This window comes from Pedobacter jamesrossensis, assembly GCF_042650905.1.
Classification (GTDB): domain Bacteria; phylum Bacteroidota; class Bacteroidia; order Sphingobacteriales; family Sphingobacteriaceae; genus Pedobacter; species Pedobacter jamesrossensis.
The window spans coordinates 43,570-61,054 of record NZ_JBHSBY010000038.1; the positions used below are offsets into that span (position 1 = coordinate 43,570).

A 17,485-nucleotide genomic window follows, 5' to 3' on the forward strand; every position below is an offset into this window, starting at 1 on the left:
TTGTTTTTAGGGATTTAGTGGCATTTTGGCCTAAATATCGCATATGCGAGGTGCGTAAAGAGGTGCGTCAGGCACGTTAAAAAAAAGACGCACCTCTTTTGTTGGTAAGTAATTGATTTACAAGATGTTTAATGCTTGAACATCTTGATTTTTTTTGATTGCAATCTTAACTTTATTCACCTTTTAAGAGCAATTTTATGAAAAGAAATTTTAGTTTAATCTTCTTCCTTAAACAAGGAAAAAACAACAATGTTGAAGAGCAATCAATTTATTTAAGAATAACGATGTCAAAACAGCGTGTGGAGACGGCGACAGGTAAAAAGTGTTTGGAAAAGGAATGGAACAATGGGAGGCTAAAAGGGAATTCAACACGAGCCAAGATATTAAATGCATACCTTAATCAACTTGAATTACAGGTACAGGATGCACAAAGAAGGCTTTTGATGTTGGGTCAAGAAATTAATGCAGAGAGCTTAATGGATGAGTTTTTAGGTAAATCAGATAAGTCAAGGAAGCTTACTGAGGTATTTGAAGACCATAATAAAGAAATGAAAGAATTGGTTGGCCGCGATTTTTCCAGAATGACACTTTTGAGATATCAGACCGCATTACGTCATGTCTGCCAATTTTTAAGAGAAAAATACAAGGTTTCGGATATTGATATCAAGCAAATCGATCATAAATTCTTAACCGATTACGATTTCTTCCTTCGATCGGTGCGAAAATGTTCAAACAACTCGGCTGTAAAGTATATTAAAAACTTAAAGAAGGTCATTAAAATCTGTTTGGCAAATGGATGGATTATCAAGGATCCATTCTCCAATTTCAAGGCAACGGTTAAGGAAATCGACAGGGTTTGCCTTACTGAACACGAGGTAAGCAAACTCGAGCAAACAGATTTTCCTAATGAACGCCTCCAGCGCGTTAAAGATATATTTTTGTTTAGCTGCTATACCGGACTTGCTTATATTGATATTTACCAGTTAAAAAAAACCGAGGTTATCATTGGAAAAGAAGATGAACGTTGGATTATATCCAATAGACAGAAAACGGGAACACCAACCAGAATTCCTTTGCTGCCTAAAGCAAAAGAGCTGTCAGATAAATACGAAGATCATCCACTTTGCAAAAATTCAGAAAAACTTTTTCCGGTCAGCTCAAATCAAAAAACTAACGCTTATCTGAAAGAAATCGCAGATGTCTGTGATATCAAAACAATTCTCACATTTCATCTGGCACGACACACTTTTGCCACCACTATAACTTTGATGAATGATGTACCGATTGAGACGGTAAGCAAGATGCTCGGCCATAAAAATATCAAGACGACACAGCATTATGCGAAAATTATGGATAAAAAGGTTGATAACGACATGGCTAAACTCACCTTAAAGCTTGGAGGAGAGAAACCCAAGAAAACAACAATAAAAACATATAATTATACAATTACGAAATGATGGAAATCGCCTGATTAAAGATAGAGATGAAAACATCTCATAAACTGGGAGAGGCAAGATTCAAACGCGTGTAATCGGTGAAGATTGCCAAAACTTGGTTGCGGCCCAATTGCTTATTGGCAGCTACAGAGGCCTTAGAACTAACACCTTAGCGCTACCGGTATTTGGCAGTGAAAATGGGAGGGTGTTGATTATCTTTATAAATGGAAAGTTGGAAAGCAAATTCATAAACTTTTCTGCATTTATTCTTGGGAAAACCCTAAAATCGCTACTGCCTTGACTTAATATAAATATTTTGTTTCATGTCAACATGTTGAAAGCAGGATTGTAGGATTTCGGGATCTGCTGATTGGGAAGAAACTGCCAACTTCAATTATACCGAATGGCAAACATTTTATGGTACTCATATATGATGAGCAAAGTCATTGTGTAATACGAGTTATAAAGGGGGGATGTTATCATCTCTAGAAAAACCTAATTGAAAAACTTTGCTTGTCATGACGAGGATGTGAAATCATTTTTAAACACTTGCAAGTGGGAGCCCTTATTGGACAAATTTCGAACTTCTTCCTATCTGATTTGCAGGAATTAGCGAAAGTTGCTAATTATCATAAACCTTAAAATAGGGTTTGTTTATTGAGACAAATAGTTAAATAAATGTACTCTATATTGGCTGAAAATAGGGAAGCTTACATTTGGATCACGTGTCTAAACAATTCGATAAAATTTTTCGCTAGTATAGTTGAAAGCCAAGAAGGAATCTGGCCTGTATGTTTTGATAGGGGTCGCCGTGAAAATAATGGAGCTATTATTTTAAAAGATTTTCCAGAAAAGGGTTTACTTTCAAACCAGTCTATGCCGAAACCCTAAATCATTTGTCTATCTCTTATTTTTTAATGTCTGATAGTAATAGCTGAAGGGACTGCCCAAGTATATCTGCTCAATTGATATGGCATTTTCTTCTTCTTCAGTCTCCTCGGTCTTTTCACTGGACTTCATTTTTGCAATCTTGTTGCGAAGTTTCAACAATAATCTATTCCTACTAGAATCAAGTCGTTTGAGCTGAATGCGTGTATATTTATTGTCGGTCAATAGCCTGTAACCGCTTGTCCAGCACATCTCATTTTTCATATCCCTGTAGTTCCAAAGATTCACCCGGCCAACCGACATACCGATCAACCTATTGGCGACCGATTCATATATCGTGTTCTCGCTGCTCCTGCAATGTGGATCCTTTAGGATTAGCTTAAGGTCACCAACAACCTTGAACTGTTTTTTCATCTCTTTCATCAAAGAACTCTTCCTCACTCTCAAATAGCCCTGATGGTGTATTTCATAGCCGACAAAGCCAATCCAGGGCGATCCTATTCCACGTTCACTTCCCCATACGTAACAGCTCTTTGATTTTTCAGCCCAAAAGTCACGCGGATTCAAATAAGGCGTGTTCACCGGCTGGTGAACCACTAGCTTTTTCGATCGAATTCCTGAAAGATATCTGTTAAAGGCAGATGCGCATTCTTTTTCATCAGGATGAATAATAAGCATATCATCGCAAAACCTGACATACAATAGCTCTGCATCAGTTTTACGGATCACTTGTTTGTCTACCCCATGTAAAACAACATTCGCAATTAGCCCGGATAAAGCACCTCCTTGGGGAATTCCTATTTTGGCACTAGCGACGCGCTTATAATATCCATTTGAAATCAGTTCTTCCTTAACCCACTCATATTTTCCAGGAATGTTAAATTTCTTAAAGTTTTTCTGGTCGTCATTCAAAGGCAGAACACTGTGGTTAAAAGTATATACATCAAGATAATCATACAAAATACGTTTTGCATTGTCGATGTCCTCTACTGGATATGCCAAAATTAATTTGCGGTCAAAAAACTGTCTGAAAATTCCCTTGATAACACTATGGTTCACTGTGTCAAAGAATTTTTTCATATCGCATTCTGCAACAAATAGGCTCACCCCATCGTGCTCTTTCCTATAGGTCAGTATTTCTTCCACAGGCTCATGGTGTGTCGGGCACATCTCCTTGCCGTTGATCATCCGTTTGTACCTGAAAGCATATGAACGATCAATAAAAAATGGATCAAATATGGCAGTCAGGTATCTGTTGGTAATACTAAGAATGATCTTGTCCTTTAATCCGAAAGAAGCAATTGGCCTGCAAATATTTTTTTTCGTTAAACTTGGCTTGTCTTCCTTGAGCTTGGGAATGATCTTCGGGGAAGCAATTTTATAACCTCCCTCGTGCAACGCACTCTGTATTTCCTTAATAAAATCGTTCATTTGGACCAGGAAATCGGCAGTTGGCTCTGTTCTTTCAAAATACTTGATCGTTGCATACAGGGAAATCAAGGTTTTTTCGCTCGTGCTCCTTGCTGCTCCGTCCTTAAATCGTTTGTGCTGTAAAACGGTCTTCCACTTTTTTCTTGGAGGAAAAAGACTACAGAGTAGTTCTTCGCTTTTAGTCGGTCCACTTCTGTGGTAGTTTTTTTGCGGATTTGACGTGTGCAGATGTATCAGGTGATCTTTATTTCTTCGATGCGCCAGCTTAACCCTCATTTTGCAAAGGATTTCCAAAATTGCCCTGTCAGAGGAAAAATCCTTAAAAACCAGCATAAAGAAAAAGATCGAGGTTCCTGATATAAGAATACTGAACTATTAGAGCGCCTCCCAACTTTGTCGTGCACAGAATGGCTGTTAATACTTGCGACTGATATCCCATTTTCATAGGATCACTTCCACCTTAGGTACCTCTCTCTTTTCCCTGTAACCCACCTGTTTTGCAAAATAGACTACGGTGGCAAAGCTAAACTTTCCCATCGAGTTCGCAAAGCAATAGTTGATCATATCCCTGCAACCCTGTTCATTGAACTTCTTCCCATCCATTTTAGAGAGGGCAAAGAAATACTTTACGCCCAGTTCATGGGTAAAGGTATTTGCTATCGCATAGCCAATCTGGTACCAGTTGTTAAAACTGTCGGTGATTGAAAGCCCCCTTTTGTTAAGATGTCGAATGATGGCCTGGACAGCAGTTCGATCTAACTGTTTGTTTTTTCCAGCTGGATTGAATTTCTGGTTCTGGGTTGGCTCCGCGGCATAGATATAGTGTGCCGAGCGAACGGCCTCCCTGATCACAATTGCCTCACTCTCGTTATAGGTTACTGGGAATGATTCAAATTCCGTCTTGACCTTCAGCAATGGATCATAAGAGAAAAAGCATAACCTGGTTACATCGCTTCCGCTAGTATCAATCTCGATCCCGTATTTTCCAAGCAAGTAGGCATAGGCTTTTCTAAACCCATAGGAATGTCTAAAATTTACATCCTCTGCTGGAAAATCATTCCCGAAATCAAAATGAATAAGTCCCTTTATCCCAGCTTTTGAAGGAGACTCCCAAAATGCAAATATATAGGGGTCATTTAAAAAATTCGCCTTTAGGGAGACCATCTGCTCCTCCTTCAGTTTGTCAATATCCAGCACCAGTAGCTGGTTGTATTGAGAAATAGAAGACCTGTTCCGCTTTTGATTAAAGTTTGCAGAGAAGGTTACCGCAGGAAGTCTTCTCTTTTCCTGATCATAGGTATCCCTATCGCCCTTATCCAAATATCCACGGAGCCTGTTGACCAGTGTTGCGTATGCCCCGCTTCTGATCATCTCAAGGCTCTGTCCAACCTGTACCTGATCAGAAATACCGCTCCAGGAATTTGCCTGAAAGGATATGGGTAAAGAAAGCGCGTTTTCTGAAGTCATATCTGGTGATTATTTCATCAATTATACAAAAAATAGATCCTTTTACCTATATCGTGTTTAGATCTTTCATTCCTTCCAGCATGGCCTGCCATCTTGCAGTTTCCCTTTTGGAAAGGATGGCAATTATACGCTGCTCCAATTCGGGCGAGCCTTCCAGCATGACCTTCATTTTTTTGCCGATCAGCCTAGAACAGACAAGCTGGATATAATCGACATCTTTGGTATCGTATAATTCCAATAACTCATAATGAACCATATAGATGTCATCATCATAAAGTTCAAAATAGCTTTGGATGATATGCTCGATATCTGTAATGTCCTTTGTTCTCTGGGGCCTGTCGTTGTTTGCCAGAAGCTTCAGCAATACGATTCCCTCCATTGTACACACCTTGATGAGCTGCCCATTTCCGAAATCAAAATCCTTGACAAATGGATATACCTCTGTAAAACCAGGCATATTCAGGACAAAAGTAGGGGCTGTCAGCCTTACATTTCTGTTGGGTTGCTCAATTTCGCCAAACGGTAGCAGATCAACTTCGATGCTGTTTTTGTACATGAGTTTGATTGCCTCGGTTTTGTGTGCCTCAAACAGTCCCGTTTCAACCAGCGCCGCCTTGACCTGATTATACTGTCCTTCATCACTGATCGTTACGGCCAGATCGACATCCTTTGTGCCACGAGTGGCCATCAGCTGTTCATTTGCCGAAAGATGTATGTCCCGTGCTACTGCTCCAACTAGATAGAAATCGATATTGAACGCTGAAAACACCACTTGTAAATCGATAAGCATTTCAGCCACGGCAGGTGCAAGAATTGGGTTATTTGACATATTTCTCTTTTATGCGCATCGCGGTTTCCCGGTTCCTGCTGTCAAAACTGCTGATCAGTTCAGCATAGGCGAGTAACGGGGGCACCGTATCTCCATCTGTTGAAAACACTTCCTCATTCCAAAAAGGCCTGAGCAACTCTACCTCACCATTCTGATCGGGTACGATCTTTAGTTTTTTCATCAGCTCGAAACGATCCCCATCTGAATAAATTGTATAAATCTGCGGAGATAAGTATTTAGTAAGAATAGCACCAGCAGTTTCTGCTCCCCAATATATGCCCATGTCGGCCGCAACTTGGCGATGCCAATTCGTTCTATCTTCTTTATTGTTGAAGCGAAATTTTCCTACCAGTTGCTTTGGCCTAAGTATTGCCCGGTACATGTCCGCCCATTTTTCGATCAGCATCATTCGGTTTTCCAACAATAGTACTTCCTGCTTTTGTCTGGTTCCCAAGATCACATAGCCCTCTCTTTTCAATTCGTTTATGAAACTTCCTATATTCCCCAAGGCAACCCCTGCAGTATAAGCGATGTTACGGTATGAAGAATTTAACAATTCCTTATCCATAAGAACTGCAAAGATGAACTTCATCCCTGAAGGCGCCCAAAGTTTTGTCTCTTCCGCCATCTTTAACGGAGCAGTTTTTTGGTCATTTACATAAACATATATTCCACGTGTTTCTATATAACAATTTCCAGAACCTTCTATATAGCTTATCCCATGCGACTTTAGTTCGTCCTTCATTGGAGCAGGAATGTATCTTGAAACCATGAGAAGTTTGCCATCAGTTGATCTTTGCTTACTGAGAATGCTGGAAAGAGCCGCAGTCCTGATCTCACTTTTAACATCTACCTCCAATATATAGTTCTGCTGACCTCTTGATATTTCAAGTACGGCATCAAATGAAGCTTTTTTCCCTTCTGATATTCGTAAAATTCTCGCTTCGATACCCGTAATTTCGGTAAACCTTGTTAAGACTGGAAGCAGGATCTGTTCTTCTTTCATGTTCACATTTTATCATCGTTCACGTAACATGAACAATCAAATATAATGAACATTTATGATAATTCAATAATAAGCACTAAAATTGTTCATTACTACTAATTGTTCATGTATCATGAACGTAAGCAATTTATGAACGGAAATCGTGCTTCACATCGAATCAGAAGTAATGTTTGTCATATTCTCCCATTGAATGCACTCAACCTTTTCGCCAGTAGCTTCAATGCATAAAAGTACCGCTTCCAGATCATCTCCCCATTTGCTGCTAATATGCTGAATAGAATTTATTGGTTTAAATCTCTTGCTATTGTTTCAAAACCATTTCTGACCAAATCCCTAAAAGAACGGATTGGCAATGCAGCCTTATTTTTAGCCAAATAAACGACGGGTATCACATTTGAACTCAGCACAAAGGAAACAATTCTATAATCATCGGACTTATCCACATATTTAACCAGCTGATCTTGGTGCGTACTTAGCCACTTATGACGTTTGGAATGTTTAAGGATATGGCCACCTTCTCCATTCTGTCCGATGTAACTGTCCAGCTCGGTCTTCATTTCATGAACAACCCTTGCTGATGCGGTATTTTTACATTCGATTGAGTAAATAATTTTATTTACATCATCGATCGCCATGATATCCACATCGCCATAATTAATATCAGCAACGAGGTGCCCATTTTCAGTTATGGTAACTTCATGATCGATCAAACGCAAATTGGTATTTTCTTTAAGCCATTTGAATACCTCATTTCTATATTTTTTACCACTATGTTTGACAAAAATACTGATCACCTTGCTTTCAATTTGCCCTTCTTTGGCAACCTTGATCTTTCCCGAAGAAATCAGGGCTGTCAACTGCATATAAGATCTCAGAACATGCCTAAAGCCCCAATGATAGGTAGGTTGGTCGTCACCTGGGTAGGTTATCCTTATGACGGGCCTTCTGACAAAACTTAATGCCCGGTTGTACCTCCATGGCAATATATCCTTTGCGATAAAACCATCTGGAGCCTTTTTTATAGACTTCCTTTTATCCAGAATAAAAAGATTGATAGCAATTTTTAGCTCTTGCTCATCAACAGGCTTGCGGAAAAGCTTTGGAACTTCTGCAAAGAAATCACTTTCTTTCATTGACATAAATGATGATCCATTTTGCATACCAAGCATCTGTAAGCTGCCAAAGAGCGCAGTAATGGTTGTAAAGCTAACTCCCCACTCAGATTTAAAGGCAGCATCAGTAACTTCATTATTGACAAACACATCCCCTTCATCAAATTTGTCCTCCTGTTTGTCAGGATGGATCGCATAATGCACTTCAGTTTCGGCTCGTGAATTGTTAAACGGTTTCAGCACGAGCTCATAGAAATTATCCAAAACACCAATTCTTCCAGATGGAAGTAATCCCACCTTTGGATCGTTGCCCAAAAGCTCAATGGAATCCGCCAGATTCGCCCAAAAAATCGCTTCGTTCATCAATGCAATGATCTCGTCGATTTGGTCAAGGTTAACAGGCTCTGAACCAAATGTAGGGCTAGCAGCCACGAACTCAATGATCCCCCTTACGGCCAGTGAAGTGGGAACTATTTTTCCATCTTTCTTCTTAACATCTTTTACTTCTGCCTCAAAGTTGCTGTAGCACGCAATTTTTGATGGAAGCAGCAAGCTGTTATACTCGGATTGAAAGATCAGGGATTCATTCAGCCTCACCAGATATTCCAATAATTTATCTGCCCTAAAGACAGAAAGCTTCTCTTCCACCTTCACCAGGAGCGTTCCCACTATTGTCATGCAGAGTTTATTTTTTTCCTTCGTATCTTCAATCATCTCCGGTATTGGTTTGGCTGGGTTTAACATCGAAATTAAATGATCTGCGATCAATTCCTTTTCGGTATCCATCAAGTACCTTACAGGTACAAGATCTCTATTGTCAAGCAATGGATTACTAGAGCTATCCGAAAACAGTATCATTTTTGCATTTGATGGACTTAACGTTTCATCGATAACCTGATCGATGAAAGCGTTTGTCATCTGTTCCTTGCCAGATTTTCTAAGCAGGACATTGAATCCGGTCAAGATCACCTTCATGATGAGTTTTTCTGCCAAGTTATCCTCTGCTGAAAAAAGACCGACCAAGGAAAATGGAATCAATATGGTAATTACATTCTGCTCAACTGTCAATTCAATCTCTCCGGTAAAAGGTTCAGCATTCGCATAGATTACGGAATCTCTTACCAATAACATTTCCTGTTCGAACTCCAGACAAATCTCCACCGGCGCAGACCGTAAACTATTCAGGTGATCAGATATGGAAGTTGAAAGCCGGAACATCCAAAATGACACTGCCTCTGTATATATAGTAATTGTTTTATACTCATCAGCATTCTTCGCCTGGCTGCTAAGAATCCAGAGGGGGAATTTATATGCTTCGATCAAAATATTATTATGCTTTGATCTGGTGACCTATGCTGCCGCTCTGTTCCCGCCTGATCGATGTTGCCCGGGGAATAGCTGGATTCGGGGCACTGTGGTATATCGCCAGCCGGGTCTGGCGTCAGATTGCAGCCGCCGAGCCCATTGACTTTTACCCCTTGCTTCGCCCATTTGCCTTAGGCCTTTGCATCATGATGTTTCCCGCAGTGCTGGCCGTCATGAATGGGGTGCTAAAGCCCACGGTGTCCGCAACTGGCGCTATGGTGACCGGTAGCAACCTCGCCATTGAAAGGTTGCTGAAAATCAAGGAGGCCGCTATCAAAAAATCCAAAAATTGGCAGATGTATGTTGGGGAGAGCGGGCAGGGGGATAGCGATAAATGGTATAAGTACACCCATCCCAAGGATCCGGGCCGTGAGGATGAAACCTTCCTTGATGGACTAGGCAACAGTATGCAATTCTGGATGGAAAAACAAAGTTATAACCTTCGCAATTCCATTAAGTCCTGGTTAAAAGAAGTGCTGGAAGTGCTTTATGCAGCAGCTTCGCTTTGCATCAATACCATACGAACTTTTTTTCTCATCGTTCTGGCCATTCTTGGTCCACTCGTATTTGGTTTTGCGGTTTTCGACGGCTTCCAGCAAACGCTAACGGTTTGGCTCGCCAGATATGTGAACATATTTCTCTGGCTACCCATCGCCAATATTTTCGGGAGCATTCTGGGCAAAATTCAGGAGAATATGATAAAAGTGGATCTCGCGCAAATTGAGGCGCAGGGCGATACTTTTTTCTCCTCCACTGATACCGCTTATCTCGTCTTTCTCATCATTGGGATCGTGGGTTATTTCTCGGTTCCAAATGTTGCCAACTACATCGTTCATGCAGGTGGCGGAAATGCGATACTAACCAAGGTGAACTCGATGGTAATTGCTGCACCAAGATCGGGCGCTAGCGCTGCCATGGGTGCGGGTGGAATGGTGGCCGATGCGCTAGGGGATGGTGCCCGGATGCAGTCGCAGGGTTATGCCAGTGCTGCTCAAGGTGATTATTTCCCAGATCAGAACAGCCATCAAAAGGACAAGATATCCGGTAAAACCACTTAAAATTCCAACACTATGTTTACACAATTCAAGAACATCGATACCGCCTTTAGCCACATCAAGCGTTTCAGTATATTTCTCATCATTGCCTGTGCGCTGATTTCCGGGTTTGCGATTTACAAAGGTTTTGAAATGGCTTCAAAGGCAAATGGTACCGTTTACATACTGGCCAATGGGAAAGTGCTGGAGGCAGTATCGGCAGAGCGAAAGGATAATATTGCGGTAGAGATCCGCGATCACATCAAGATGTTCCACCATTACTTTTTTACCCTTGACCCGGATGAAAAGGTGATTCAGGCTAATATCTCTTCCGCTTTAAACCTGGCTGATGAGAGCGCCAAGAAGGCCTATGATAACCTGAAAGAGAAAGGCTATTTCAATAATTTGATTTCCGCCAATATCTCGCAGGAAATTACGGTGGATAGCACACAGCTAGACCTCAACCAATATCCATACTCTTTTCGATGTTATGCGACCCAGAAACTGATCCGGGCAACTTCAACGGTAACCAGGAAGCTCATCACTACAGGAACTTTGAGAAACGTGTCCCGGTCGGATAATAACCCGCATGGCTTTCTCATTCAGCGCTGGGAAACACTGGACAACTACGACGAGCCGTTAAAAAATTGAGCCATGGGGAAAATAAAAAATAGAAAACTGCCACTACCAAACGCATTGGTTGAGCTCAAAGGACAGCTTCTAAAAATGCAGTCAAGAATCTCGGCATGGCTGAACTGGCATTGCCGGAACCTTTCTGCAAAAGCGCTATTGGCCATGCTTATTGCATTTTGCACGATTTGTAGTGCCTACCTGCTCTGGCTGATTCTGGGCAGAAATTAATTTAGGATTAATAAAAAAAACACAAAGATGAAAAATCAAAGAACAATTGACAAGAGGAAAATCCTGCTAGTCATTCCCTTACTAATCTTGCCTTTCCTGGCGCTCGCTTTTTACGCCATGGGTGGTGGTCAGGGGAATAGTCTTGGACCCAAAAAGCAAAGGGGTCTCAATGCGACACTGCCAGATGCCAGCTTTAAAAAAGAGAAACCGACTGATAAGATGGAAATCTATGAGCAGGGAGGGCGGGATTCTGTCAAAGCAGAAAGCAATGGGCTTGATCAGATTGCTAATCGCCTTGGCTTTAGGAGGCCCAGTCAGGCTGATCCCACGCGGGAGATTGATGCCAAGCTTGCACAATTAAACAACCAGATCAATCAACCTGCTGAGCCAGTGGTGAAAAAATCAGTTGATAGAACCATAACGGTGCCCGGTATGAGTTCGGATGTCGACAGGCTGGAAAAACTCATGTCCTCTATGAATGGGAGTAGTGGTGAAGACCAGGAAATGAAGCAGCTTAGTGGGATGCTGGAAAAGGTGCTGGATATACAGCATCCGCAAAGGGTTCGTGATGCTTACATCAAAGAAGTAAATGCGGCACCTAATGAACTTTTTGCGGCCATTCCAGCTCAGGTTGCAGAAAAACAAACGCTTATTCAAGGGGCGGTGTTGAAGCTTATCTTACAGGATACACTTCTCATTAACGGTTTTGTATTGCCCAAGGGGCATTTTATTTATGGTCTCTGTAACCTGACAAATCAACGGCTAATGGTCGATGTCAAGACCATCAGGATGGAAAACAATATCATTCCAGTGGATCTGTCATTGTATGGACTTGACGGCATTCGAGGTATAGAGGCGCCCGATGCGGTCGTCAGTAGTGCCATTTCCGGTGGGGCGGATGATGCGGTCAGAAGTCTGCAGTTGCTAACCATGGATCAGTCAACTGGTGTGCAGATGGCAGGAGCGGGGATTGATGCAGCAAAAGGGTTGTTTTCAAAAAAAGTAAGGCGGGTGAAAATGAAGGTCAAGGCAGGCTTTCCTGTACTGCTTCGCAATAACCAGATCCGAAAATAGTGAACTCTTAATTGTGTACAGCAGAAAGATCTGCTGCCCCTTCACTCTTAAAGAATCCAAAATTTAATTAAGGCGCAAATGCGCAATTCTATAACCATAAAACACAATAGTATGAATTTGAACAATCTGGAAAATCTCAAATCTGAAATGCAAAATCTTGGCTTCAAAAAGGAGCTGGTAGAAAAAATGGAGCAGAATATGAAGGCCAACGTGCCCGAGTTTACCTTAAAGGATCAGGTCGCTGGCCATAAGGGACAAGTCGATATGAATCTGTACTTTAAACAATCCGGCCAGTCGGAAAATTATTATTTAAATAAGTACGATGTTTCCCTCAATGAAGGTAAACCCCTTGAGCCTGGCCAACAGTATCTGGTCATCTCACCGAGCGAAACACCTGGAAAAAACAATGTCTGGAAAAGGGAAAACGTAGCCGAGGCAATCGAGGTATTTAAAAAGCATACCGGAAATGCAGAGCTCGCCGTTGGTAAAGATGCTGCCCATAAAACCAAACTGGCGACAATGGAAGAAGGCAAAATCAATTATGTCGACAAGGACTTCGGTCGCACTTTCCGAAACCCTCCTTTACCGCAGACGATTTGGGTGGAGAGGGGGAAAGGTTTTACCGCTTCGCAGTCGATTAACTTGATTGAAGGACGTGCGGTCTATAGAGAGGATATGCTCACCCAGGGTGGTTTGCCGTATAAGGCTTGGATGAAGCTGGATCTGGATGGTCCGAGAGATAGGCACATGAATTTCAACATGAACCAGTATCATGATCCATCATACGGTTTTAACCTGAAAGAGGTGCTCGATAAGTTCAATATCAAGGAATTGGAAACCCCAAAGGAAAGGGAGAAACTGGAAGCTCAATTAAAAAACGGTGACCGGCCAACCATCACTGTGGAAAAGAATGGAGAACAGGTCAAACTTCACGTAGAGGCCGTGCCGCGTTATTCTCAGCTCAATATGTTTGCCGCGAATGGCAGGCCTGAGAAACGTGAGCAATTCCTCAAAGAGGCTAGCCAGAATAAGGTTATTTCCAAAGCAAACAGCAAAGAAAAAGGTCACTCTGCCAGTCAGGGTATGGGTATTTAATTCCCTTTTGTTAATTTCGCGGCTCGTTTTTTGTAAAACGAATCATTCAATTGTTAAACCAGGTGGCCGGATTTCCGGCTATCTATAAAACCCAATTATGGAAAAGTTTGAAAAAGTTAAAGAAGTGATCTCAGCTATCGAGGCTGATGCAACAAAATTTTATGAAAACGGAAATGCTGCCGCTGGTACCCGTCTACGTAAGGCAATGCAGGATTTGAAGGTTTTGGCTCAGGAAATCAGAGCTGAAGTAACTGAAAAGAAAAACAGCGATAAATAAATAAAAAAGACTGTTTTGGGATATTTTAAATCTCCTGGCAATTTTTTGCCAGGAGATTTTTTGACGTTTCATTTTAGTTTTTCACCAAAATTCTTTCATTAATGATTTTGTGTGTTAACTGCCGCTATCCCTCGCTTTCTCCACTACATCTTGTATATTTTGTGGAAGATTTGAGAGTAAATTATAGCCTGTTGCGCTTTCAATATCGCGAACAGAAACGATATAGTCTTTCCAACTTGCACTCGTGCTGTTTATGTTCGGTGTATTGATTGCAATCACTCTGGTCGAAGCGCTCACTCTGTTCAGATCATTATCTCCGGTTTTCAGTAATACGGCTATTTTCCATACGTTTGCCGGAACCGTCACTTTTCCGCTGTTTATGGTATTGGCAACAGAGGCACTTGCCGAACCGATACCGCCTGTACCGTAATTGCCCATGATCACATAGACCTCATAGCCGTTTAATGCCGGGGCGCGGAGATAGCTTTCAAAAAATTCCCATTGTTTTCTGGTTGTTGTTGGGTGCCTGTGGGATCATATGGTCATTAAGAAGGTAGCCGAGTTCGCCGTACTTGAGCTTGTCCGGTCTCCGCTAGGGCAGTGTACCTGGTACCAATTTGCGGGTAGGCCGGTAAATGAAGCGAGATCATCTTTTCTGCTTGCTGTTCCGTTAAAGTTATCTGGGTCTAGATGCCAGCTTACCCAGTTGGGTATCCCGCGGCTCATGCTGTAGCTTTCTGCATAATATTTTTGATCTATCAGATAGTTTTCTGCTGAGACAATTGATGTTGATGCAGATGAGGGGTTACCAAACAATAAATTCGAATTGTCGCCTCCCGATGGGGGTGCATCAACACCTGCTTCGGGGGTTCCTCTGCCCGGAGTTGGGGTAGTGGCATTTCCGTTATCTACAGGATCAGTATCTGGTGCACCTACGATAATACCCGGATCGCCAGTGCCTTTAAAAATAAGGTAGATACCTCGTTTCTCTTGATCTCCCAGCTGCATTCGCAAATTTTGGCAGCAGAGAAGGAATTATTTACTATATGCATACTTTAAACATAAGCGTTAAATTAAATACTAAATTATGTTAATGGTAACGTGAATGTAAAGGTAGAACCTTCACCCGACTTACTTTCAACAGAGATTTTTCCTTCATGGCGTTCGATGATTTCCGCACATAAGTATAGGCCTATTCCGAAACCGGCAATATTGTTGGTATGCTTGCTTTTTATTCGATAATATCGGTCAAAGAGTTTTTCAATATCATCTGGTTTTATGCCCATTCCATGATCTTTAACGCTAACTTGCACACTGTTCTGGTCTCTACCGAACACTACCTGGATAATTTTTCCTTTCGGTGAATATTTTACAGCATTAGTAAGCAGATTGGTTATAACAGATCCTATCTTATCCCGGTCGGCATAAATATCAAGCGGGTCAAAGGGCAAAAGATCGATAGAATGGCTGGTTACTGTAAGTTTAATCTCTTCAATAATTTCCTTGGTCAGCTGATTCAAAGCAAAATGTTCTTTCTCGATATGTATTTTCCCAGATTCCAAACGCGAAATGTCAAGAAACCCCTTAATCATATTTGCCATTTTTTTTACTTGGGTATTCGATTTTGAGATTGCCCCTACAACAAAAGGATCAGCACTATTTTTTAGCTTCGAATTTAACATTTGCAACAGCGCTGTAAGCGAGGTTAACGGGGTTTTCAGCTCATGGCTTACCATCCCGATAAAATCATTTTTTCTGATTTCATCCTGCTTTCGCTCCGTTATATCCATTACCGAGCCGATGAATCGAACAGGTTCGTCCTGTTCATCAAAATAAGCCTTGCCCATGGCTCTAACCCACCTTAGCTGATGATCTTCTACACCTATGGTGCGGTACTCCACATCGTAATGGCCGTTGCTAATCGATTTGACAAATACATTCTTGACTATTGTCTCGATCCTATCTCTATCAGCGGGATGAAGACCCGGCAGGAAATCTTTTTCATAGTCAACCGTATCGTTATGGCTGATGCCAAAAAGCGTACGGCAGCGCTTGTCCCAATCCATAGTCCCTTTTTTAATGTCAAGATCGAAAGTTCCCAATTGCGCAGCTGTTACGGCCATTGTTAAGGTATCCTGAGCTTTTATCAATTCTTGTTTGGATAATATTATATCTGTAACCTCTATAACAAATACAAGTATACCATCTGATTCATTTTGGGTATCAGTTCTAGCTTGATAAATAAAATTGAAATATCGGTCTTCAATTGGGCCGTTTTCATATTGGGCCAGGGGAATTAGCAATTCTTTCCCTTCATAAGTTTTCCCTGTTTGAAAAACCTCCTGTAAAATATCCCAAATTGGTTGTCCCTTGATTTCTGGTATGGCATCCAATAAAGCCTTGCCCATTAATTTCCGGCCCGGAAAAAGTTGTTGATAAAGTGGGTTGACCAGCTCAAAAACCAGATTGGCCCCATCAAGGATACAAATCCCGACAGGGGTTTCCATAAAGAAGCGGTTGAATCTATCACGCTGACCTTCCGCTTGTAACTGAGCAATACGCAACTTTTCGTTTGCCCCGGTAACTGTTTTTATGTTTTGGACTGTATTGGTTGTGTCATTACAGATAACGAGCACCCCCGCGGGATCGCCCATTTCATCTTCGACTCTGGTATAACTGAAAGTCCAATAAACATCTTCCAATTTATTATTGCGAAATATTGGGATGAGCTGATCTTCATGCCAGATCGAATCTCCTCCAGAAAGGACCTGGTCAATCATAGGCTTGATAACCGGCCATATTTCAGGCCAGCATTCTTCTCCCCGTTGACCCAGTGCTCTTGGGTGTTTTCCTTCGAATCCCAAACTTGGACGGTAAGCATCATTGTAAAATTGGATCAGTCCTGGTCCCCACCACAAAAACATAGGAAATTTAGAGTTAAGAACCACGTTCAAAAGAGTTAATAAACTTTGGGGCCATAAGTCAGCTGCTCCTAAGGGTGTTTTAGACCAATCGAAGGAACGGGTCAGTTCCCCCATCTCTCCACCAGCGCGTAATAATTTGGACTGAGCTTTCATAGAAACCAAATGTAAGAAAACGGGTTAATAAATAAATAATATTAGCTACGCAAGTTCGGTCCAAAAAGATCATCATGAACTTTTTTATCTTTTTATAAAAATAAGGTGCAGTTAAACTCTCTAACCGATCTACAATCTGATTTACAAGTTAGTTATTAATTACATCTTTAACTTGGTAACATTCGATAACATTTATGCATCAAAAGCCTTTATCTTAACGCGAACTGGTCATTATTGGATAAACCGGAGTAGATTAATCCCTTATAACGGGAAATTAATTTGTTATAAATTTTTGATTGTCTGCATATTAGTAAATTGGCGAGAAGGGGTCAAATGGATTGGTTTATCCACAAGGATCCCAAATTCTTCAAATTTGAAAACTTTGCATGCAGCTGAGTTTATGGATTATATTGCCTTGGGTCATCAATAGTAAACAGCCCTTCTATTGCATTTTTAATGTTCGATTTTAGCGAAATCGCGTGTTCCATATTTTGATTTATTCGCAGATATCAACATTTGTTTGGGTAAAGAAA

Annotated in this window: 13 protein-coding genes and 1 pseudogene; 7 read left to right on the forward strand and 7 right to left on the reverse strand. The window is 41.3% G+C overall.

What is annotated here, in order from left to right; all coding sequences use genetic code 11:
* Window positions 1–197: 197 nt before the first annotated feature.
* Window positions 198–1,457 carry a site-specific integrase gene (locus tag ACFOUY_RS08665; RefSeq protein WP_378960111.1) on the forward strand — a complete coding sequence of 420 codons (1,260 nt, stop codon included), beginning with the start codon at window positions 198–200 and terminating at the stop codon, window positions 1,455–1,457.
* Window positions 1,458–2,336: 879 nt separating this feature from the next.
* Here ACFOUY_RS08665 and ACFOUY_RS08670 read toward each other — a convergent pair.
* The 5 genes from ACFOUY_RS08670 to ACFOUY_RS08690 form a co-directional block, all read right to left on the reverse strand.
* Entirely contained in the window at window positions 2,337–4,031 is a 1,695-nt protein-coding gene (locus ACFOUY_RS08670; RefSeq protein WP_378960112.1) for a reverse transcriptase domain-containing protein, read from the reverse strand.
* Window positions 4,032–4,196: 165 nt separating this feature from the next.
* Window positions 4,197–5,222, reverse strand: a complete 1,026-nt coding sequence (locus ACFOUY_RS08675; RefSeq protein ID WP_378960113.1) for a BT4734/BF3469 family protein — start codon at window positions 5,220–5,222, stop codon at window positions 4,197–4,199.
* A 46-nt stretch (window positions 5,223–5,268) separates the two neighbouring features.
* The gene (locus ACFOUY_RS08680; RefSeq protein WP_378960114.1) at window positions 5,269–6,051 is read right to left on the reverse strand and encodes a nucleotidyl transferase AbiEii/AbiGii toxin family protein; all 783 of its coding nucleotides are present in this window, start codon (window positions 6,049–6,051) and stop codon (window positions 5,269–5,271) included.
* Window positions 6,041–7,057, reverse strand: coding sequence for a type IV toxin-antitoxin system AbiEi family antitoxin (locus ACFOUY_RS08685; protein ID WP_378960115.1), 1,017 nt, complete (start codon window positions 7,055–7,057; stop codon window positions 6,041–6,043). Before ACFOUY_RS08685 ends, ACFOUY_RS08680 begins: the two co-directional genes overlap by 11 nt.
* Window positions 7,058–7,338: 281 nt before the next feature.
* Window positions 7,339–9,492 (reverse strand): hypothetical protein, encoded by a 2,154-nt coding sequence (locus ACFOUY_RS08690; RefSeq protein WP_378960116.1) that lies wholly within the window; start codon window positions 9,490–9,492, stop codon window positions 7,339–7,341.
* A 29-nt stretch (window positions 9,493–9,521) separates the two neighbouring features.
* On the opposite strand from ACFOUY_RS08690, the gene traJ reads away from it, so the two are divergent.
* From traJ to ACFOUY_RS08720, 6 genes are all read left to right on the forward strand, one after another.
* The gene (gene traJ, locus ACFOUY_RS08695; protein WP_378960117.1) at window positions 9,522–10,592 is read left to right on the forward strand and encodes a conjugative transposon protein TraJ; all 1,071 of its coding nucleotides are present in this window, start codon (window positions 9,522–9,524) and stop codon (window positions 10,590–10,592) included.
* Between the two features lie 12 nt (window positions 10,593–10,604).
* Entirely contained in the window at window positions 10,605–11,219 is a 615-nt protein-coding gene (gene traK / locus ACFOUY_RS08700) for a conjugative transposon protein TraK (protein ID WP_378960118.1), read from the forward strand.
* Window positions 11,220–11,222: 3 nt separating this feature from the next.
* Window positions 11,223–11,429, forward strand: a complete 207-nt coding sequence (locus ACFOUY_RS08705; RefSeq protein WP_378960119.1) for a hypothetical protein — start codon at window positions 11,223–11,225, stop codon at window positions 11,427–11,429.
* Between the two features lie 27 nt (window positions 11,430–11,456).
* Entirely contained in the window at window positions 11,457–12,503 is a 1,047-nt protein-coding gene (gene traM / locus ACFOUY_RS08710) for a conjugative transposon protein TraM (protein WP_378960120.1), read from the forward strand.
* A gap of 111 nt (window positions 12,504–12,614) precedes the next feature.
* Window positions 12,615–13,598: a hypothetical protein gene (locus ACFOUY_RS08715; protein WP_378960121.1), complete on the forward strand. Its 984-nt coding sequence runs from the start codon at window positions 12,615–12,617 to the stop codon at window positions 13,596–13,598.
* A 97-nt stretch (window positions 13,599–13,695) separates the two neighbouring features.
* Window positions 13,696–13,875, forward strand: coding sequence for a histone H1 (locus tag ACFOUY_RS08720; RefSeq protein WP_378960122.1), 180 nt, complete (start codon window positions 13,696–13,698; stop codon window positions 13,873–13,875).
* A 114-nt stretch (window positions 13,876–13,989) separates the two neighbouring features.
* Here ACFOUY_RS08720 and ACFOUY_RS08725 read toward each other — a convergent pair.
* Window positions 13,990–14,883 (reverse strand): annotated as a pseudogene (locus ACFOUY_RS08725) (DNA/RNA non-specific endonuclease).
* A gap of 77 nt (window positions 14,884–14,960) precedes the next feature.
* Window positions 14,961–16,952 (reverse strand): ATP-binding protein, encoded by a 1,992-nt coding sequence (locus tag ACFOUY_RS08730; RefSeq protein WP_378960123.1) that lies wholly within the window; start codon window positions 16,950–16,952, stop codon window positions 14,961–14,963.
* Window positions 16,953–17,485: the final 533 nt, after the last annotated feature.